The organism is Vibrio mediterranei (assembly GCF_013364395.1).
Classification (GTDB): domain Bacteria; phylum Pseudomonadota; class Gammaproteobacteria; order Enterobacterales; family Vibrionaceae; genus Vibrio; species Vibrio mediterranei.
Map to the genome: position 1 here is coordinate 1101401 of NZ_JABXGK010000008.1, position 20635 is coordinate 1122035.

Genomic DNA, 20635 nt, shown 5'->3' on the forward strand with positions numbered 1-20635 from the left:
TACTTTGTTTAAGAGGCGATGAAGCTGCCCCCCAATATCACAAATATAGAACCGCATCCTTTGTTGAAGCGCTTTCCATGCCGAGCCAACCAAGGACGCAACCTATTTGCCAGACGAGCAATAAGATACTCAACAGCAAATTCCACTACAGCAAAGGTTACAGCAATAACCACAAATTGCTGCATCAATGGTGTGGTGGAATTCATAAACTGAGGTAGAAATGCACCAAAGAACAACAACACTTTGGGATTAGACACCGCCGCCAAAAAGCCATGAATAAACAAACCACGTTTTCTGGCGTTAACAGTTTTCTCGACACTTGTCTGTTCTGGACTCGGGCTATTCCATAGCTTATAACCCAAATAGATAAGATAAGCGCCACCCACCCACTTTAAGATCGTAAGTGCTTCCGAAGTCGCTAACATGACGGCACCTACACCAAACATCGCCAGTGCAATCAACAACACAAAACCAATCACGCCCCCGGTAATCGTCGCTAACACTTTTGTCTTGCCGTAGACGACCCCATGACTCAATGCAAGCATGCCATTCGGACCAGGAGCCAAAGACAGACACACCACACTAAACAGATACACTAACCAAACATCAAACGTCATCGTTAACCATTAAATTGAATTACTTATGACGTCAGTATACGAATCACTAGCGTTTTATCTGGGTGATATATAGACTTAACACGGTAATATTTGGACATTACATCATCAACGGAGCTCTCATGACTGCCTCACCTGACCATACGGATGTTCGCTTTCTTTTAGTCGTCCTAGACCAATTCAACATGCTACCTTTTGGCGGTTTTTTGGATAAATTACGTTTTTCAGCCGACGAAGAAGATTACAGCCAGCAGCGCTATTGTCAGTGGAACATCTCCTCTCTAAAACATGGCACGATCACCTCAAGCAGTGGTGTTGCGGTTGAAACTGAATTTGCGTTAAAAGACGCACAATTTGAGCATTACGATTATGTTGTTGTTTTCGGCTCACGAGGCGCTACGCAAAGTATGGAGAATGCGACGGAATATAAGCCGCTATTAAAAAAAGCAGTGACACGGGGTGCAACTTTAGTTGCTATCGATAATGCTAGCTTCCTATTCGCAGCATGTCGGTTGCTGAATGGACATAGTGTTGTCGTCCATTGGCGTCACGAACAAGAGTTTGCTAGTGAATTTCCTGATATTCCATTGCTCTCTGATCAGCTCTATCACGTTGATAAAAATCGAATAACTTGTGTTGGAGGCACCGCTGCGATTGAGTTAGCCGTTGAGTTAATCAGTCGACATTGTGGCCGACAAAAAGCACTAAAAGGACTCGCCGATATGTTCGTCGATGAGGCAAGGCAGAGTCAGCATGGAGTGAAATCCCTCTCTTTTGGGCAGGATGGCAATACTGCTTCTCCTGCGCAAACCAAACGTGCAATAGCGTTAATGCGTCAAATGCTATCGAAGAGACAAACTATCGATGTTATCGCGAGCGAGATTGGTATAAGCCGACGCCAGTTAGATCGTTTGTTCATGGAAGCACACGATACCACTGCAAAAGGCTACTGGTTAAAGATGCGTCTTGGGCATGCACATTGGCGAATAAACAACTCAAGCCTACCACTTGGTCAAATTGCCGAAGAAATCGGCATCGGTGATGTCAGTTATTTCTGCAAACAATTCAAACGCCACTACGGTATTAATCCGGCAGAATTGCGCCGTACAAAACATGCTCTTAGTACATCAGCTTAATGTTTGATCATCCAAGCCATATTTTTGGATCTTGCGCCACAAGGTTGTTCTACCAATGTTAAGCGCTTTTGCCATATCTTGCATCTTGCCATCAAACATATTCCAAGCTTGGATAATGGCTTTCTTCTCTACTTCTTCGAGTGTCAGTATTTGCTTACCACTCTTTCCCATCGCGTCATTAGAATTATGTTTAATCTCTTCTGGGATATCTTCGAGCGAAATCATATTGGAACTGCGGTTGAGTAGAATTCGTTCCATACGACTTTTCAACTCTGAATTGTTACCTTGCCAACTAAACTGTACCAGAGCTTCCATTACTGTGCGCTCAATCGACACCGCTACATTATGACGCTTTTCATAGTTGGTAATAATCATCATCACTAATTGCTCGATATCTTCCTTGCGCTTTCTTAATGGTGGGATATTGAGTTCGTTGGACGAGATTTCGTAATAGAGCTGACGACCAAAGGAGCGCTGCGCCACATATTCACTAATGTCAGATGTGGTACTGGTAATAAGCTGAAATGCTACTGGAATCAAGCGCTGACTGTCACTACGACTCACCAAGCCAGTCTTGAGTAACTTCAAAATCACAGTTTGTAGTTCAGGGCTTAAATACTCGATCTTTTCCAGATACAAGCTACCGTTGTGCGCCAATTCGAATTTAGAAGGCAAGCCATGACCATCTTCATCGTCGTAACCCAACATTTCTCGAATCATTGCTTCTGAAGTGAGTGAGCGACAATTGATACTAATGAACGGTCCATCTTTGAAGTCACTTTCGTTGTGTATCGCCATAGCTAAGTCAGACTTACCCACGCCTTCTTCGCCAGTAATTAAGATTGGTGCCTTGGATTTGATCGCTCGCTTCGCCACAGTAATAACATGCTTCATGCCTTTTGACTGCGCATTGAGATTAGCAAAAGTGTATTTTGCACTACCGCCAATTTGCTGCTGTGCTAACTCACGAATTTTATCGATTGGATGGATAAAGAGCAGTTTAGAACCATCCACTAATGGTCTGAGTGTGATGATCGATTCAATAAACTCACCACCAATCTCTACCGTGGTTTGCTTACGGCGGATCGTGCTGTTTTCTTCAATACTTCTCAAGATAGAAGGCGCAAAACGAACAATAGAAAAGATATCCTTTTCAATAACATCTAACGTCTTAAATTTAAGTAATCGTTCTGCCTGATGGTTTGCCATCGTGATACGGTTTTCATCATTCCATGCTAGTAAACCGTCATCCATACACTCTAATGTCGCATTGTGCGCATTCAGCAATCGGTTCATATTCTCTTGCTCGTTTTGCACATGGATTTGCAACGCAATTTCCTTAGCACAGGACGAAATAATCACATGGTTTTCTTTAGTGTATTCCTTAGCGCGTTTGAGCAAAGAAATAGTGCCCCTCAAGCGTCCGAACGTATCAAAAATAGGCGCCGCTGTTGTGGCATAAGGATGCAAATGTCGATTAAAATGCTCAGCCGCAAATACTTCCGCTGGCATATGGGTATTCAAAGTCAAACTGATGGCATTAGTGCCTACTTTGCCCTCAGAAAAAAAGCAGCCTTTTTTTAAACCAAGTTCATTCACTTCGCGCAGCAAATCATCATGCCCTACGGTAAATAAGACACAACCACTATCATCTGTCACAAATAGAATGACAGCTTCATCACGCAGCAAATCGTAAGTATCTTCAATAACTGTAGTCGCACAGGTAATCACTCGCTCATTACGCTTGATGAGTGATTTGAGGGTGTAACCTGAGGCAATGTGGGGCTTGGACCAATTATACGGGCTAGATTGCTTTGAGCAGCGCTCCCACGATTCCAGAATTGGTGACAACATGAATTCCGGGGAAACCCAATGATGCTTTTGGAAAAAATCCCATTTCTTTTTGTTATCTTCTATGGACAGCATTGATAAACCAGAGTTGTTCGCTTTTGAGCGAAACGGATACGAATTGACGAGTAGGCTTGCTACATCGTGCAGACCCTGTATTTTACTGACTTACACTATTAGTGAGAGTGATCGTATTCACAACACGAATGGACATTAATGACTAATTCGAATAACACTGATCTTAGTCAGAATTGGTTAGAATTAACTGAAAATTGACTCTTTGGTATTAGGCCTTGCCTGATCGGCAATAGGCTAATCTGTAGAAAGTATTGGGATATGTTATGAAAGTTAGAGGATAAGGTTAGTAATGCACTTCCATGTGTGCATAACGAATCGTATTAGATCCAAGCAAGTGAAAGTAGCAAAAGAGGTACTGCGATAGATGCAGCCATTTTTGTTAAAGATAGCGCTTCACGGAGTATAACTTTAGATTTTGAATCAATAAGTTCAATTGGTTGTTCAAGAGCAATAGTTGCTGTGTTGTTCATGTGTTTTCCTTTTAAAGCAGCGAACTGCAATCCAGCTCACCTTGTGATTTATGTCGCAATTTTGCACTCTTTTGTGAACCACGTCAATGCTATTTTGTAAATATTTGTCCATTTATGTTGAAAACAACAAAAACAAAAAGCCCTGTGTTAACACAGGGCTTTAGCTAGTTCTATAACTATCTGAATTTACGCGTTTTTAATGCCATCTAATAAAGTACGATAACTCGATGCTTCGCGGTAAAATACCGCAGGTTTTCCAATTGGCGCCTCCACATCTATCCATCCACCGTCAAATACCTCACCAGTCCAAGCATGAATCCACTTATCTTTAGGGAGATAGACACGTTTTACGGTTTCGCCTTGATTGTATACTGGTGCAACTAGGATATCGCGGCCGAATAAGTACTGATATTTAATGTCGTAGGATTCGTCGTCAGACTCATAATGCATGAACAATGGACGTTGAACCGGCATACCTTCCTTAGCATTAAGTGCAACTGCATCTTTAATGTATGGCTTAAGGTGGACAAATATCTTAGTCATCTTAGCCAAATGACTCATGGTTTCCGCATCAGAGTCATATTGGTGGTTATCTCCAGGACGGTTACCCTCATGACTGCGCATAATTGGCGTAAATGCAGCCATTTCTGCCCAGCGTTGGAATAACTCTTTAGTACGCTTCATACCATGCAACGTAGTGTAACCACCGATGTCGCTATGGTGAATACCGTTACCCATTAAGCCTGAAGACAGAGCCGCTGGAATAACAGAAGCCAAACCATCATCAAGACACCAATCTACTGATTGGTCGCCACCCCATAAGGTGTGACAATATCCTTGAATGCCTGTGCCGCCAGCGCGCATAAAGAACAAAATATCATCGGTTTTGCCCGCTTCTTCAATCGCTTCATGCTGCACTTTCGCCCAACGATAAGGCCATTTATTGTGTTCAATTTCCGCACTTACACCATTGCTTAGTGAGCAGTCTGTAGGGAGGTATTCGCCAAAGTCCCCCATCCAACCGTCAAGGCCGAAATCAATCATGTTGCTTTTGATGACACCTTTGTACCATTCACAAGCTTCTGGGTTCGTGAAATCAACGACGCCACAATAAAACTCGCCAAAGTCGACAACGTATTTAGAGCCATCTTCCTTTGTAGCTAGGTAGCCTTTTTGTTGTGCTTCGTCATACAGAGGAAAATCTTCAAGCACATATGGGTTGATGTAACCCAAGAAACGTACGCCCTGCTCTTTCAGTTCATGAATCTTAGTATCTAGCTCTGGGTATAGGTCTTTGTTCCACTGCCAATCCCATTGAAGTCGTTTACCAAACGACGTCATCTTGATACCTTGCCAATCCTGACACCATGCACCTGCTACCTGAATTCCCGCTTTCTTAGCAGCTTCTACTTTCTCGATGGTAATTTCAGTACCGCCTTGAATACCCAAGATCACACCGTCATGCACCCAGTCTGGCATTTCTGGCTGACGACCAAAGACACCTGTAATATTGGTCATGAGTTCTGGGTAGCTGTCTTCTGCATCAAACAGAATGTATTGCGGGATATCCCAAGCTTGCAGCTCATGAAACTCTGAATTGGTAAAATCAAAATCTGCGTAAGCCGTAGTCTCTAAATGGCAGAAGTACTTTTTGTCTGAAACGAAAGTTGGTTGCGGGTAGTTAGTGTTGTAGTAATCGCCCCCTGCTTTATCAAGCACGTCCGCTTGCCATGTCACATAAGTGTTCTTGTTACGGCCAACACCCGGTTCTGATGACCAAAGCGGGAAATTTTTGCCACGTAGATTTAGATACGTTAGCTGCTCACCACAACCGAAAACACGTTCTTCTGCAGTTGCTGAGATGCGCATCCAGAAACGGTTGAAGCTCTTATCAATCGCCTCAAATTCCGCTTTTAAGCGAGACTCAGCTGTCTCACCAACAATCATTTTAATGACTTCTTTACCATCAAAATAGAAACCAATGGTATGAAAGTCTTGGCCTTCACGAGTAAAACTGTCCACTTTGAATTGACGTAGTGGCAGGCGCTCAGTCACGTAATCCGTGATATCAAAATTACCGCGATACATGTCGAAGTTGCCTTCACCAATACCCAAATAAAGAGCAGGCTTAGACACGCTATGCTCGACAACCGTGCGGCCTTTATGTTGCAAGGTAAAGCCTTGCTCTGTAACGACTAAGTTCATCTTATTAACCCTAAAGAATTCAGAAATCTGAATCGAAAAATCATTTAAAGAAGGCGCTAAAGTCTGTGCCCTAGCGCCCTACTATCGTTAATCAAAAGCTGGCGTATTACTTGAACTGAACCTTGTATTCAGCATCAATCTTCGCTTCACACGTTTTGATCTCATTTTCAAAACGCTGTAGCCATTGCTCACCTTCTTTACCAGCAGTACTTAGGAAGTAATCTTTCACTGGACCTGCCACTTTTTGGAACTCAGCACGTTCCTCTGCAGACGGGTTATAGATAGTCCCTTTCGCTTTGCGGAACTCTTCGTAAGCTTCAAACTCTTTGTGCTTCGGATAAGCACGTAGGTATTGGTTTTGTGCTGCAACACCGTCAATGAGCACTGCTTTCAACTCATCAGGCATAGACTTAAATTTCATGTCGTTGAACACCCAAGCACCGCCCATGTACGCGTGACCATCAAGGATGATGTAGTCCAAGCTTTCGTGGAACTTGTTTTGAACGATATCAACGATGCCGTTCTTAGTACCATCTACCACACCCGTAGATAGAGCGGTATACACTTCAGGCCATGCGATAGGTGTTGGTGAACCGCCTAGCTCTTTAACAAGCTCTTGTTGAATACGTGCAGGTACAGTACGTAATTTCAAACCTTTCACGTCGTCAGGAGTTTTCACCTGCTTCTTAGTCGTAGCAATGTTACGCCAACCACCAGAGTTCGATACCATCATTAGACGAACGTTAGGCGCTTTCTTAAGAAGCTCACCACGTACATCCCCAATGAACTCTTCGTTGTCGTATACACACTCAGCAACACGGTCATTTGGAAGCATGTAAGGTAAGTCGAATGCGCCAACAGGCTGCCAGAAGTTCGCTAACTCAGGAATTGTCGTTTGGAAATAATCAAACATTCCTGCTTGAACTCCAGCAATACACTCTTTCGCCGTACCACATAGCTGACCTGATGGATAGATGTCTACTTCAATCGCACCGTTAGAACGAGACTCTACAAAGTTTTTGAAAACCAGTAGCGATTGATGGTTATAACTATCTAGGTTAGACACGTGTGGAACCGTCAGTTTATAGTCTGCTGAATAAGCGGCGCCAGAAGCAAGCATGGCTGTGGCAGCGACGGCTAGTAGTGTTTTTTTCATTCTATGTTCCTTTTATCTTTATAAATTTTTGTTTCACGTATTCTTTTGAATCAGCTCTACATCACACCCAACAGCTTAGGTAGGCCTATCACTAATTCCGGGAAGAATGAGATGAGGAAGATGATCAAGAACTCTACAATCAAGAATGGAATGATCGCCTTCGAAATTTTCTGTAGGGGTTGTCCGGATACGCCCGAAGCAACGAATAAAACTAGTCCCATAGGTGGTGTCGCAAGACCAATAGATAGGTTGACACACATCACCACACCAAAGTGCACTGGGTCGACACCCGCATTGATCATGATTGGCGCAATAATAGGACCGAAGATTAGGATTGCTGGACCAGCATCTAAGAACATGCCTACGATGAATAGGAAGATGTTGATGATGAAGAACAGCATCAGTGGGTCACGAGTAATGCTATTAAAGAACTCTGTAACCGTATTCGAAATACCTGAGAAACTGATCGCTGACGCAAAGCCACTTGCCGCTGCAACAATGATAAGTACGGCTGCTGCGTTCACCGCTACTTTTGCAAACAACGCATAGGTAGCTTTAATATTGGTCACTTTGATGACATAAACCGACAGGAAGATGGCATAAGCTACTGCTACTGCTGCCGCTTCCGTTGGCGTAAAGATACCGCCATAGATACCACCGAGAATGATGACTGGTGTCAACAACGGCAGAATCGCCAGTTTCAAACTTTGACTGCGCTCTAGCTTAGTAGCACGAGGCAGAGTTTGTACTTCAGGATACTTACGAATTTGCATTCGGTTTACCAGCATCAAGCCAACACAGAAGATGATGCCTGGGACAATACCAGCAATAAACATAGCAGCGACAGATGTGTTCATGACAAACGCATACAACAGCATCAGACCAGAAGGTGGAATGATATTACCAAGTACCGTCGCCGCCGCCGTTAACGCCGCTGAATAGCTCTTGTCATACTTGTATTTGGACATTTCTGGAATCAGCATGTTGCCGATCGCCGATGTCGCCGCCACTGCCGATCCGGTTAGTGCACCAAACAGCGTGGAGGCAAGAATAACTACGTGTCCTAAGCCACCGCGTAGGTGCTGAACTCGAGTTTGAGCGAAAGAGATAATACGTGGCGTGATACCGCCGCTCGACATACACTCACCCGCCAACATAAAGAATGGCAGCGCTAGTAGAAGAAAGTTATCAAGACCAGAGTACAAGCGTTGATAAAGCATGTTGATGAACAGTACTTGGTCATTTTGAATAAATGTGATGATTGGCGACAAACCTAATGCCATCAGCACAGGCACACCCATTAATAGGAATGCTAGAAAATAAACTAGGAAAATTGGGGAAACCATAACGTTACCTCTACTCGGCCGCTTCTACTGCTGATGAATTATGTTCAGCAGGATCGAAATGAATCAGGTTGTGTAATGCGCCAAGTAACTTTTGGAGAGCAAATAGACACGAAATCGCCAGCATAATCGGTGGAATCGCATACACGACAAACATTGGAATAGGAAGACTGTCCGCCATTACCGACCCTGTTTTGTAAAATGCGTAACCGAAGTAAATCCAGACCGCAAACAAGATCAAGCTAGCGACATGGCCAAATACCATCAAGAGTTCGAAGATACGCGTCCCTTTTAATTTGTCGGTGACGAATGTCATCGCGATATTACGCTCATCTAGGTAGATGATTGGTAGGCAAAGGTAAGTCATGTAGATCATCAAGAAACGAGATGATTCATCTGTCCACCCCAAAGGAGTGTTTAAAATGTAGCGAAAGGCTACTTGAATCAATACGATGACAGTCATCACTAACAAGAAGAAACCTGCTATATTTGCTGTCCAGCGCGCTATTGGCGCATTAATCGTATTTAAAGCGTTTTCCATTGCTTTAAGCATAGAACCACCATAAAAAATAATAATTTTTGTTATTTAAACGACATATTGTCCACTCTATTTATATTGATAACCCAGTTAGTAATTTTTAACCGTGAGTGTTTTCACACTGAGCAACAATATGTCGTTTTTTGTAGGGTTAATGTCACATTATGGACATTTGGTCGTTTTAAGCTTTACCGTTTGAGCCAAATAGACGGATTTTGTGTTGAACAACTTCCATCATTGATTCAATACCTGTGTTCATGACATCCGCCAAAATGAAATCATTTTCATTCTGTTTCCAGTGAGCTTGAACACCTTTGATAAAGCCTTGACGAAGCTCAGTATCAACGTTGATCTTCGCTACACCGCGTTTCACAGCTTCGACCACTTGGTCATCAGGTACACCTGAGCCACCATGAAGTACAATAGGTTTTTTCACTGCTTCTTTGATTTCGCTTAAACGGTCAAATTTCAGCTCTGGTGTTGTTTTATATACACCGTGAGCGGTACCGATAGAAACGGCCAAATAATCAACACCCGTGCGTTCAGAGAAGTCCAGAGCTTCTTCAACCGTGGTGATCATTGCATCTTTCTCATCAACAGTGATGTCATCTTCCGTACCACCAATTTTGCCAATCTCACCTTCAGCACCTAAGCCAAGTGCATTAGCTACGTCGACGACAGCTTTAGTAATGCGAATGTTCTCTTCGAAAGGAAGTGCCGAACCGTCAAACATCAGCGATTGGAAATCACGGGTTGCTGCTTCCATGCACTGTTCGAACTTGCGGCTATGATCAAGGTGAATACAGATTGGCACTGAAATCTGGTGATGTTGTATTAGAGAGTCAACAGCATCGCGTAACGGTTTCATGCCCATTTCATTAATCGCTTTTTGGCCGATTTGAAGCATGATTGGTGATTGCTCTTTCTCAGCGGCAAGAAGCACTGCTTTAATTGTTTCTAAGTTGTGTGCAGTAAAAGCGCCGATGGCATAGCCATTGTTCCACGCTTCTTGAATCATTGTTTTACCTGACATATAAGGCATTGTGAGTGTTCCTCTGTATTTGTTCGTTACTGTAGTAATTTACCAGTACAAAACGTCCACTTCTGTTAGTTATGTATCACTTTATGACATAAACGCTCAATTAAGGACAAAAATGAGCTATAGAGCACATCTTTATGTTGTTTTTTGATTTTCTCTACCAAAATGTTAAAAACAAAAAAAAGATGACGGCACTACACCGTCATCTTTCGGAAAGACTTAAAATTAATATCCAATGATATTAGGATGTTATCTCATATCTTGGTCAAGCAAGCCTTGAGATAATGCAGGAGCTAACCCTGGAGTCAGTGGCAATCTAGGAATCACCAAACAATGCATTAAGTGGTAAATATCTTGTTTACCATCCCATACCTTGCTAGTACCAGCTTGGTTATTTACGTCCAGCTCTTGCCACCAAGAACATCCCTCATAATCAATCAAATAGGTACGGCAATAATCCCACCATGTACGATAGTAATCTTCGTACTTCTTATCACCCGTTACTGTAAATAGAGCATAAGCAGTACCAATCGCTTCTACAGGAGCCCAGCGGATACGCTCACGAACTACTGGCTTGCCATCCCAATCTACCGAATAAACAAAGCCCGGCGCACCGTCGACATGCCATGCGTCGCGCACCGTAGCATCAAATAGTCCAATAGCGTCTTCTAACAACCATTCTGGACAATCTTCGCCAATTTCTAGCAAGGTTGCACGTAAGTGACAAATCAAACGTCCCCATTCGATCCAGTGGCCTGGTGTACCACCATATGCTCTGAAATGACTTGCTGGTGTTTCTTTATTGTAATCAGGAAGAGGTCTCCACTCAGAATCAAAGTGTTCATTAACGCGGTAGCTTAACCCTTTCGCTGTTTTGTTGATCATAAACTCGGTGATGTTAAGTGCGCGCTGCAACCACTTCTTATCTTTTGTCACATCGTAAACAATCAAGAAAGCCTCTACAGAGTGCATCGCCATATTACCGCCGCGGTAATCCTCGGTTTCAGTCCATTCTCTGTCCCAAGACTCGAAGCACATTTGACGATCTTCGACCCAGAAGTGCTTTTCATATACGGCAATGGCTTCTTCTAGAAGTGCTTGCGCACGAGGGTGACCTGTAGTGACTGCACTCGCTGCGCCAAGGAGCACAAACGCATGTTGGTAGCCTTGTTTTGACTCATCAACAATACCTTCGCCTTCGTTATCAATTGTCGCAAACCAACCGCCGTGAGCCTGATCTTTCAACGGGCCTTCTAGAGCTTTAATACCGTGCTCGACAAGGTCATAGGCGCCAGGGCGTCCCATGAGTGCAGCCAAGGAATAACAATGGAGCATGCGCGCAGTTATCCAAAGACGTGTGCCCATCTCTTCGCGCACATTGCCGTTGTTACCAATCCAACCAAAACCGTTTGGTACCACAGAGTTTCTGCCAAACTCAAAAATGCGGTCAGTTTCGTTATCTAACCATGTGTTATGAGATCGGGTATTAATCCATTTCATAGGGTGTTTCCTCGTTATTTTTTGTTGCGACCGACCCTATCAGTCCATCGCATTGAATTCAGTATCATTATTGTTATCTAGCGAACGGCAATAGCGGTTCGCTGATTTTTAGGTCTATTTCACCTCAAAACGGTGAATAGTTTTTTCTTCGAACAATTCACCAGGATTCAAACGCACGGATGGAAAATGCGCTTGGTTAGGGCTATCCGGATAATGCTGCGTTTCCAAACATAGTCCTTCACGATTTTCATACTTATGACCATTGCGACCATACCAAGGCTTATTCGACAACTTGAAACCGTTATAGAACTGCACCGCAGGTTGAGTAGTAAAGACCGTCATTGCTCTACCACTATTAGGTTCATACAGTTCAGCAGCAATTCGATAACCTTGTCGGTCTGTATCGCCGTTTAATATAAAGTTGTGGTCAAACTCTCTGTTGCCTACTTCTGTGCGGGAGGTAAAGTCGAGATCACTGCCCGTTACCGAACAAATTTCTCCCGTTGGAATCATGGTTTCATCCACTGGAGTATAGAACTCTGACTGCAGTGTTAGTTGATGATTATCAACGGTTCCTGAATCATGCCCACCAAGATTGTAGTAACTATGATTGACCAAATTGACGACCGTTGACTGATCGGTATGAGCAGTAAAGTTGTAATGGACTTGGTTCTGTTCATCCAGACCGATTGAATGTGTCACGACTAAGTTGCCACCAAACCCTGACTCACCGTCCGGAGAGATTCGACTGAAATGAACAAAAATCGCTTCACTTTGCTCTTCTAGCGTGTAATTCCAAACGTATTTGTCGAACCCTTTTGAGCCACCGTGCAAATGCTGCCCCGTCGGAAGCCCATTCGTTTCTAACTGAAAGACTTGTCCATCTAATTGGTAACGGCCATCTCTGATTCGATTTGCAAAGCGCCCCGCTACTGCTCCAAAAAACGGGTGGCCAGCAACATACTTTTCAAGGCTTTCATAACCTAGAACCACATCAGCAATCTGGCCGTTACGGTCTGGGACTTCAATGGAAGAGACAATACACCCGTAATTTGTTACACGTATCGTCATGCCGTGTTCATTCGCCAACGTAAAGAGCTTAACCGGTACCTCTTGACCCTCAATGTGGCCCCAGTTTTCTTGAGTCAGTTTCACGTGATTGCCTCTATCCGTTATTTAATTTTTGCTTCAAGACCTGAAGTAACGCGTAGCTGTTCAAATACCGCAGTCCAATCCTGACGACCTCGGCCTGCTGCACGCGCAACACTATATAGCTCGCGAGATGCCGCACCACAAGGCATTGGTACATTCACTTGGTTAGCAAGATCCAAAGCAATTCCTAGATCTTTATGCGCTAAATCCAGCATAAATGCAGGGCTTAGGTCGCCTGCTAATACTTTGCCCGGCCAGGTTGTTGTAAAGTGACCCTTACCAGCTGGAGTACCACTCATGACTTTCAATGCTGCATCAAACTCAAGACCAATAGCTTCAGAAAGTGTCGCCGCTTCTGCAGACAGTGCGTTAAGAGCAATGCTCATATAGTTGTTAATGATTTTTACGCGAATACCTTTACCTGGGCCACCAGCATCAATTGTTTCAGAGCCCATGCAATCAAATAATGGTTGCGCTTTGGCGATTTGCTCTGGAGTACCACCAGCAAGAATCAACAGCTCACCTTTGATTGCATGGTCAGATGTTCGACCTACTGGTGCTTCCATCATTGAGAAGCCTTTTTCCGACATCTCGTTAATAAGCGCATCAGTTTCAAACGGGTGAATGGTCGACATGTCGATAAGTAACGCCTGCTTATCTAAGCCTTCTGTAACGCCACTGTCACCAAAGAGTGTGCTTTTGACCAGTGCGCCATTAGGCAGCATAGTAATAACAAATTCAGCGTCAGATGCAGCGTCTGCTGGTGATGTAGCGGCTGTAGCACCTAACTCAACCATCTTTGCGACAGCAGTTTCGCTGATATCAAACACGCGTAAAGAGTGGCCACCTTTAATAAGGTTTGCTGCCATTGGGCTGCCCATTTGACCTAGACCGATGAATCCTACTGTTGACATGAAAAAGTCCTTAGTTCTGTTATTGAATTGCTACTTACTATAATCATTCGAGATTTAATAACCACAACATTTGTCACATTTTGTTGTTTTATGTCCATTTATTATCTTTTTGTGAGAATACTCTCATCGCAAATCTATTTAGTCCTTATAATGAGCCCATGAGTTGTGAAAACACTCGATGGTTTTCGACGGAGATTTTTCCTTAAAGCTAACGATAGTTTCACCGCTTTTTTTCCAATGATGTTTGAAACGATAAGAGATATAAAATGGCGATAGCTTGTGTTGGTATTACAGTATTAGACCGAGTGCAATTGGTTTCCCAACTCCCGACTCAGGGCGGCAAATATGTTGCGCACGATTACTTTGAAGTTGGTGGTGGACCAGCCGCTACAGCTTCGGTCGCAGTGGCTAAGTTAGGCCATGACGTTGACTTCATAGGTCGTGTTGGTTGTGACAGCGTTGCTGATACCATGTTGACCGAATTGGCCAGCTATGGTGTTGGCGTAGACAAGATGGTGAAAATCGAAGGTGCATCCTCTGCATTTTCAGCCGTCATCGTCGATGAAGAAGGCGAACGAATGATAGTCAACTATCAAGACAAGTCTCTGCTGCGCGATGCTACCCCTCTTAAAAATGTTGATTTTTCGACATATTCCACAATTCTTACAGATGTTCGTTGGATAGATGGCGCAAAATATGCACTACAGCAAGCAAGAGAACTGGGTATTCCCTCGGTTTTAGATGCAGACATAACTCCCGAACCCATTGATGAACTTGTAGAATTAGCAGATCATGTCGCTTTTAGTGAGCCAGGTCTCGAAAAATTCACTGGAACAAGCGATCCTGTTGAAGGTCTCAAAATCGCTCAAAAAAAGACATCTGGACGAGTTTATGTTACAGTCGGTTCAAAAGGATGTTATTGGCTTGAAAATGGCGAACTCGCACATCAAGTAGGTCTGAAAGTAGATGTTGTTGACACCACAGGTGCAGGCGATGTCTTCCACGGAGCACTTGCTGTCGCTGTTGCAGAGCGTATGGAAACGCGTCAATCCATTATCTTTTCCAATACCGTAGCTGCGCTGAAATGTAAGAAACTTGGAGGCCGCGAAGGTATTCCAACCCGAAAAGAAGTGGATGACACTATATAAAACTAATAATAAAAAAGAAGGGTTATCGTGACTAATCCAAGACAAGATAAATTATTACAGTTCGTTAACGACAAAGGTTACTACACCGTCGAAGAACTCGCAGAAATGCTCGACGTTTCGACTCAAACGATTCGTCGTGATATTAAGAAACTCAGTGAAGAGCGCCTTGTAATACGTCACCATGGTGGAGCAAGTTCTCCTGCTACCAAAACGAACCTAGATTACGAAGTCCGTAAGGTGTCAGAGACCGAACAAAAAAACGCTATTGCTAAACGTATTGCGGATATGATTCCTGATAATTCAACGGTATTCATCACTATTGGTACGACCGCTGAAGTTATTGCGAGTCATCTGCTTAACAAGAGTAACTTGCAGATTATTACTAACAGCTTACGTGTTGCGAATGTGTTACACGGTAACAAGACATTTGATGTTCTGATACCAAGTGGCAAGGTCAAGGCATTTAACGGTGGTATTGTCGGGACTGAAGCATTGGACTTTATTTCCAACTTCCGTTTTGATTTCCTTATTACCAGTGCAGCATCTATCGATGTTGATGGTACCTTATTGGAATATGACTTAAGCGAAACTCTGATAACTCAAACAGTAATGAAATCGGCTCGACATGTGTTGGTCGCTTTGGATTCAACTAAGTTTATCCCCAAGGGGTCCATTGAATTAGGTCCAATTAGTGATGCAAGTTGCTTATTCACTGATGCGCCTCTGACTAAAGAATTAGAGGCTATTGTGAATAAAGGCGATACAACAATTGAGATTTGCGATTAATCTACGTTTGCGCAGCTGAAAATTAAACGGTCAACTTGTCTAAGACAAGGTGGCCGTTTTTATTTGCAGCATCCCACTAGATGTCTTGATTAAGTAACATGACCTGCACTCTAATCCAATCGCATCGAAGCACTCTATAGCACTAAAGAAAGCACTAGTAATAAGCGAACTACTTGGCGTGCCTGTTCGCTTCACCATATTACTAAGCAAATACAAGATATGAATGAGCGTTTGGCGCTTATCTCCCCCCTCTCCCCACATAGGTTCAACGTCAAGCGTCTCACCGTATAATGCTGGCTTAATTAATAAGCCATTGTCTTCAAATTCCAAACGGTGCTTTATTACCAAACTGCTGACGATTAAGATTTCACTGTATTGCAGAGCACTATATCGAGAACATCCGCTTAGAAGATCACCTAACCAACCGCAGCCGTGGCTCGGCTCTTGCAGAATCGACTCTTGAAGAAATAGGTTTCGAACATACGTTAACGCGGAATTCACACACAAAGCAGGTACCTTGGGTCGAGGTGCTACAGTTCTATTCCGCCACAGCTCAGCCTGCTTATCTACGTCAGTCATCGAAACGTTTATTACTTTGCTCATCATACGCGCAACCTACCTACTCACTGATGCGCTGTACGCTTCATTACAGCGGTAAACTTGCTCTCCGAAGTGGCTGTAGAAACAAGCACCCACCCCTGACTATTCATGTAATTTAGAGCATCCATTGGCGAGTTAAACGCAATGGTTTTGCCATTTTCGTCGCGTAATAGGTCTTTGTTCCTAACGCCAATCTCCAGTTCTTGCCCAAAGTCGACTTCAACTTTCCATTTCGTCAGACTTAAGAGTTTTCCGGATGCGATCACCATAGCGTATTGTTCGGTTTGGGACTCACGAGCAGTAGGTTCGGGAGATGAAGCAGCGTGACTTACGGTCAACGGTAACAGCAATAATAAAGACAGTGGGACAGTTCTAAGTAAGGTTTTCATACAAGGTCTCCGATAACATTTCGACAGGCACACCAACTGTGCCAACGACAAAAATCGTATCAAAGACAGCGTCCATTATATGGAAACTATAGCCCTATTTTGTCTGGAATATGGAAAGTCGTTTTTACTTACGACCTGATGAACAAATAATTGCTATGCTTTCTGCTCGTCTCGTTTTTTCAATGTACGGTAGAATTCTGATAAGTACTCAACATCTTCTTTCGGAGCTGCCAACATTAGATCCAGAAACTTCAACGTGCTTGCGGATAACGGTAATTGCCCGCCATGAAGTCGTTCTAAGCTGGTCATGGGGAATAGCTGAAGAAGACTAACATCAAGTGCTTTCGCAATACGGAAAAAATCTAGAATAGTAAAATGGCTCTTTCCTTCTCTATCCATTTTCTCATAAAGCGCAGACCGACCAATTCCTGCTTTTTTTGCCAGTGAGTTCTTGGAAAGCTGGGTCTGAACCATCAATGCTTCCATTCTCTCTATAACCATTTTTCGGAACACCTGTTCCTCGACCCCAAAAAACTCAAAACCTTCTGTTTCAATCTCTGCCATTTCGATTTGTCCATTATGTGGAATTTATACACCCAACCTATCCGAATAGCGGATATATCAAATGATAAGTTTATACCAGGTTACACACAACACTAGTTATCAAACCTTATATTTTAACTGAGGGCACCTTTATGCAAACTACTCATCAAGCTTTAATCATCGCTGCACTAACGCTGTCTAGTGGTGCAAACGCAATATCTCTCGAGCCTGCGCAAGGTTTGAATGTTAACCAACCCTATTACGCTCCAGAGACATTTGTACAACAGAAAAGCTTGCCAGTTGTGGATATTCGAGGTCTTGACTCTAAAAGCTATGTCACGGTTTTTGAAAAGCAAATTGGCGATGAGGTGAGACGAGGCATTAAAGAGGCAGAGTATGTTTACAAACTGGCGGGAATTGATGTTGTCGAATTCGAAAAAGACTCCATGAAAGTATTGGAGAACTCGAGAAAACTCAATCCCGAGTACTTTGAAATAGTAGAAGCATTGGCAGAAGTCGGAGGTATTTCTGTAGAAAGGATGTTCACATTATCTCAACTTGACGCCGCGTTAGCGTCAGCAGCCCAATCATCATTAAGTGGCTGTACAACCATTAGTTTTGCAGGTACAGGGGTGGTTGGACAAGTCAACGATACCCCTTCTTTATCTGGCGGCAACTATTGGGTTCTTCAAGCAGACGATTACGTTCAAGTCATGGCGTCCGGTTTTTATGGCTCTGGCCAAACGCTTGGCAAAGACATAGGTGTGGTGATTAACTTTCAGGGCACTGACTCAAAAGGTGTAGGTCTTCAATCTAATAGTGCAATCGAACTTGGCGCTCTTCAAAACTACTTAGCTCGTCATGCCAAAAGCGTGGAAGAAGCAGAGAAAATTCTAGAGAAACACCGAACGGTTGTTGCATCGCATTTTAACTTTGCAGATGCAAATGGCGATACCATTGGTATAGAAATGCTAGAAGGCGATAATTACGTCATAAAACGTCCAGCAGGTATCGGTCATGCGAACCATTCCGAACGTCCGGGCGTGATGCAGTCTTTTGCTGAATCAGTAGGGTTAGGCGAGAAAAGCAGAAAACGCACCATCGCTACTGCCTACACAGAATGGCGCGCAGAGTTTGCTCAACAGTTTATCGATAATAGCCCTGAGGGAAATGTTGACGCAGCAAAGTACGTGCTTAATACCAAACCTATCGCTCAACATGCAGCATATGGGTCGGATTTTATCTCTACGCTAACCGCAGTTATGGACACTAAAGAAGGCTGCTTAGAAGTGGCTCCGGGGGTGGGTGAATGGAATGACTTTCAGAAAGTGTGTCTAAACAAATAGTTCGTTACTCTAGAGTAGACTCTAATAAAGAATCTACTCTAGACACTTGATTGGTCATATAGATTGCACAAGACTTTAACTTAAGTGTTTTAAGCTCAATTGACAAGCGCGTTCCTTGTTCCAATCTCACTGAAAGGCTTTACGGTTCCTGAGCTGTTGTGTCTTCTATTCCAAATATAAGTCGGCGCGGAGCAAGCACAATCTTGACAAATCACGTGCCAATCTGAGTATCTTTCATTCCAAGCTGAGGTCCTCCATTCCACTAGTAACATATTACTTCCGCAAAATGGACAAGCTTTCATTATTGGCTCTCCAGGAGCAGGTTTCTTTTCAGCTCTAAAGAGATAATCTCTTTTCTTAGAGCCTCCTTTGAATACTCGTTAGCTTCTTGTTGGAATTGCTCTTTCTTTACTTCAATCTCTTTCATTAATTGAATTGCCGGAGGAAGGCAATTGGCATCTTTGAGTATTTTCATACCCATGCGGTGCTCTGCTGGCGTATTAAAATAATCTTCCAAATCAATACTTTTTCCTTTGTAGGGATTGTCCTTTAACTCCCCGGTTTGCTCTGCTTTACGAATCCATCCACTTATTGCATTGTCTATAAAAATCGACATTTAAGCCTCACTATTGCGTTGTGAATACACCACTTTTAGCCCTTCGATAGTAATTTTGATCCCGTCAATAAAGTACTTTTCATAGTCAACGGGTTTCGTCTGTTTCAGTAACCACGCTAGATTCGGCAACGTGTTGTCAATCAAAGAAGAAGGCTCTTGATTAGATGCAGTTTGAGGTTGCAGTTTCGCTTGTTCTTGGTGCTGAACAATGTCCGTTACACGCGTATAAACACTTGCGAACGCCATAAATCCAACTTCTGCCTCAAAGCCTGATTTCCGAAAAACCCCTAATACATCATTGGCGAGCACGCTACTTGCGGGAGTAAACTGTTGGTTGTATCTAACAAACTCAACGGAATTAGGATACGAAAGTAATACCGACCTGAAATTTTCTGCAAACGCGTAAAGATACTTATCCCACTCTTTCTCTTGTGGTAGTTCGATTTTCTCAATTACGTAGTCGCTGCAACAAACGATAAGCTCTTCCTTTGAACTTACGTGACGATAGAGTGCAGTCGCACTCACACCAAGTTGCTTACCCAGTGTGTGCATTGACACATTGGACAACCCTATTTGTAGTGCACATTCAATCACTTCAGATCTTGTTATTTGCGCAGGGCGACCTTTACCTTTCTTGTTTGTCATTACCTGGTCACTCTCATTAAGTTAACACTATTAAGTTAACACCATTAAGTTTATGTCATTAACTTAATTAATAACCTACCACTATGTCAAGATGATTTTTGATCCAGAGACGAAGAATCCAAGTTATTTGTCATTCTAAAAGGACAGATATTTGAGCGTTCATTCAACAGATAAATCAGCGCGAATGGCTGGATAACTTAAATCGAATAATAGAGATTAATTAAGGGGATACTAATATTATAACGATTAAAGAGCGTAACGATTAACGCTCTTTTTAAGGAGTATTGACCATAATTCGGTCATTCTGTCTTTAACAAGTCGATGTACATAGGTTAGAAGCTTACACATTCATCACTGCCTACAGTGGCGCCGTTTGTATGCCCCAAGTGAACTCGACATGGTAGTGCACAAAGCGATCTATTCAGCACGTTCCGATTATCGTGAGTTATTAACCACCTACCTCATCAATATTCATTCGGTACTCGGGGAATCTATGGTGCTTGGTTCTAATCCACTTTTCACCTATGAATCGGTCGCGGTTTCACTCAAACGTTAACACCTTGCTTATC

General features: G+C 43.2%; 21 protein-coding genes. 5 read left to right on the plus strand and 16 right to left on the minus strand.

Annotation, left to right across the window (positions count from 1 at the left end; translation table 11 throughout):
- Positions 1–8 precede the first annotated feature (8 nt).
- Positions 9–617, minus strand: a complete 609-nt coding sequence (locus HOP38_RS22000; RefSeq protein ID WP_198558992.1) for a LysE family translocator — start codon at positions 615–617, stop codon at positions 9–11.
- Positions 618–736: 119 nt separating this feature from the next.
- Between HOP38_RS22000 and HOP38_RS22005 the strand changes: the two genes are divergently transcribed.
- Complete coding sequence (locus tag HOP38_RS22005; protein ID WP_198558993.1) at positions 737–1750, plus strand: GlxA family transcriptional regulator; 1014 nt, start codon at positions 737–739, stop codon at positions 1748–1750.
- Here HOP38_RS22005 and dhaR read toward each other — a convergent pair.
- The 10 genes from dhaR to yihU form a co-directional block, all read right to left on the minus strand.
- Positions 1742–3676 (minus strand): dihydroxyacetone kinase operon transcriptional regulator DhaR, encoded by a 1935-nt coding sequence (dhaR, locus tag HOP38_RS22010; protein WP_088878623.1) that lies wholly within the window; start codon positions 3674–3676, stop codon positions 1742–1744. The two genes, HOP38_RS22005 and dhaR, sit on opposite strands and share 9 nt — an antisense overlap.
- 320 nt (positions 3677–3996) lie before the next feature.
- A complete protein-coding gene (locus HOP38_RS22015; RefSeq protein WP_038227019.1) occupies positions 3997–4146 on the minus strand; it encodes a hypothetical protein in 150 nt (49 codons plus the stop codon).
- Positions 4147–4332: 186 nt separating this feature from the next.
- Positions 4333–6351 carry an alpha-glucosidase gene (locus HOP38_RS22020; RefSeq protein ID WP_198558994.1) on the minus strand — a complete coding sequence of 673 codons (2019 nt, stop codon included), beginning with the start codon at positions 6349–6351 and terminating at the stop codon, positions 4333–4335.
- 106 nt (positions 6352–6457) lie between these two features.
- Complete coding sequence (locus HOP38_RS22025; protein WP_062461282.1) at positions 6458–7507, minus strand: TRAP transporter substrate-binding protein; 1050 nt, start codon at positions 7505–7507, stop codon at positions 6458–6460.
- 56 nt (positions 7508–7563) lie between these two features.
- Positions 7564–8853 carry a TRAP transporter large permease gene (locus HOP38_RS22030; RefSeq protein WP_038221714.1) on the minus strand — a complete coding sequence of 430 codons (1290 nt, stop codon included), beginning with the start codon at positions 8851–8853 and terminating at the stop codon, positions 7564–7566.
- Positions 8854–8863: 10 nt separating this feature from the next.
- Positions 8864–9403: a TRAP transporter small permease gene (locus HOP38_RS22035; protein ID WP_006069616.1), complete on the minus strand. Its 540-nt coding sequence runs from the start codon at positions 9401–9403 to the stop codon at positions 8864–8866.
- Positions 9404–9569: 166 nt separating this feature from the next.
- Positions 9570–10430: a class II fructose-bisphosphate aldolase gene (locus HOP38_RS22040; RefSeq protein WP_006069615.1), complete on the minus strand. Its 861-nt coding sequence runs from the start codon at positions 10428–10430 to the stop codon at positions 9570–9572.
- A 246-nt stretch (positions 10431–10676) separates the two neighbouring features.
- Positions 10677–11927: an AGE family epimerase/isomerase gene (locus tag HOP38_RS22045; protein ID WP_198558995.1), complete on the minus strand. Its 1251-nt coding sequence runs from the start codon at positions 11925–11927 to the stop codon at positions 10677–10679.
- Positions 11928–12041: 114 nt separating this feature from the next.
- Entirely contained in the window at positions 12042–13082 is a 1041-nt protein-coding gene (locus tag HOP38_RS22050; RefSeq protein WP_198558996.1) for an aldose epimerase family protein, read from the minus strand.
- Positions 13083–13099: 17 nt separating this feature from the next.
- A complete protein-coding gene (yihU, locus tag HOP38_RS22055) occupies positions 13100–13993 on the minus strand; it encodes a sulfolactaldehyde 3-reductase (RefSeq protein WP_006069612.1) in 894 nt (297 codons plus the stop codon).
- Positions 13994–14259: 266 nt separating this feature from the next.
- Here yihU and HOP38_RS22060 point away from each other — a divergent pair, with 266 nt between their 5' ends.
- Positions 14260–15141 carry a sugar kinase gene (locus HOP38_RS22060; protein WP_006069611.1) on the plus strand — a complete coding sequence of 294 codons (882 nt, stop codon included), beginning with the start codon at positions 14260–14262 and terminating at the stop codon, positions 15139–15141.
- Between the two features lie 27 nt (positions 15142–15168).
- Entirely contained in the window at positions 15169–15927 is a 759-nt protein-coding gene (locus tag HOP38_RS22065) for a DeoR/GlpR family DNA-binding transcription regulator (RefSeq protein WP_124942181.1), read from the plus strand.
- Positions 15928–15966: 39 nt separating this feature from the next.
- Here HOP38_RS22065 and HOP38_RS22070 read toward each other — a convergent pair whose 3' ends face one another.
- From HOP38_RS22070 to HOP38_RS22080, 3 genes are all read right to left on the minus strand, one after another.
- On the minus strand, positions 15967–16533 hold the full coding sequence (locus HOP38_RS22070; protein WP_198558997.1) for a hypothetical protein: 567 nt from the start codon (positions 16531–16533) through the stop codon (positions 15967–15969).
- Between the two features lie 17 nt (positions 16534–16550).
- Positions 16551–16916, minus strand: coding sequence for a hypothetical protein (locus HOP38_RS22075; RefSeq protein ID WP_006069608.1), 366 nt, complete (start codon positions 16914–16916; stop codon positions 16551–16553).
- Positions 16917–17069: 153 nt separating this feature from the next.
- On the minus strand, positions 17070–17480 hold the full coding sequence (locus HOP38_RS22080) for a helix-turn-helix domain-containing protein (RefSeq protein WP_006069607.1): 411 nt from the start codon (positions 17478–17480) through the stop codon (positions 17070–17072).
- Between the two features lie 131 nt (positions 17481–17611).
- On the opposite strand from HOP38_RS22080, the gene HOP38_RS22085 reads away from it, so the two are divergent.
- Entirely contained in the window at positions 17612–18805 is a 1194-nt protein-coding gene (locus tag HOP38_RS22085; protein WP_198558998.1) for a C45 family autoproteolytic acyltransferase/hydrolase, read from the plus strand.
- Positions 18806–19106: 301 nt separating this feature from the next.
- On the opposite strand, the gene HOP38_RS22090 is transcribed toward HOP38_RS22085, so the two are convergent.
- Together HOP38_RS22090 and HOP38_RS22095 are read right to left on the minus strand one after the other, a co-directional pair.
- On the minus strand, positions 19107–19421 hold the full coding sequence (locus HOP38_RS22090) for a DnaJ family domain-containing protein (RefSeq protein ID WP_198558999.1): 315 nt from the start codon (positions 19419–19421) through the stop codon (positions 19107–19109).
- Positions 19422–20066 carry a TetR/AcrR family transcriptional regulator gene (locus HOP38_RS22095; protein ID WP_198559000.1) on the minus strand — a complete coding sequence of 215 codons (645 nt, stop codon included), beginning with the start codon at positions 20064–20066 and terminating at the stop codon, positions 19422–19424.
- A gap of 397 nt (positions 20067–20463) precedes the next feature.
- Here HOP38_RS22095 and HOP38_RS22100 point away from each other — a divergent pair, with 397 nt between their 5' ends.
- Positions 20464–20622, plus strand: a complete 159-nt coding sequence (locus tag HOP38_RS22100) for a hypothetical protein (protein WP_156020610.1) — start codon at positions 20464–20466, stop codon at positions 20620–20622.
- Positions 20623–20635: the final 13 nt, after the last annotated feature.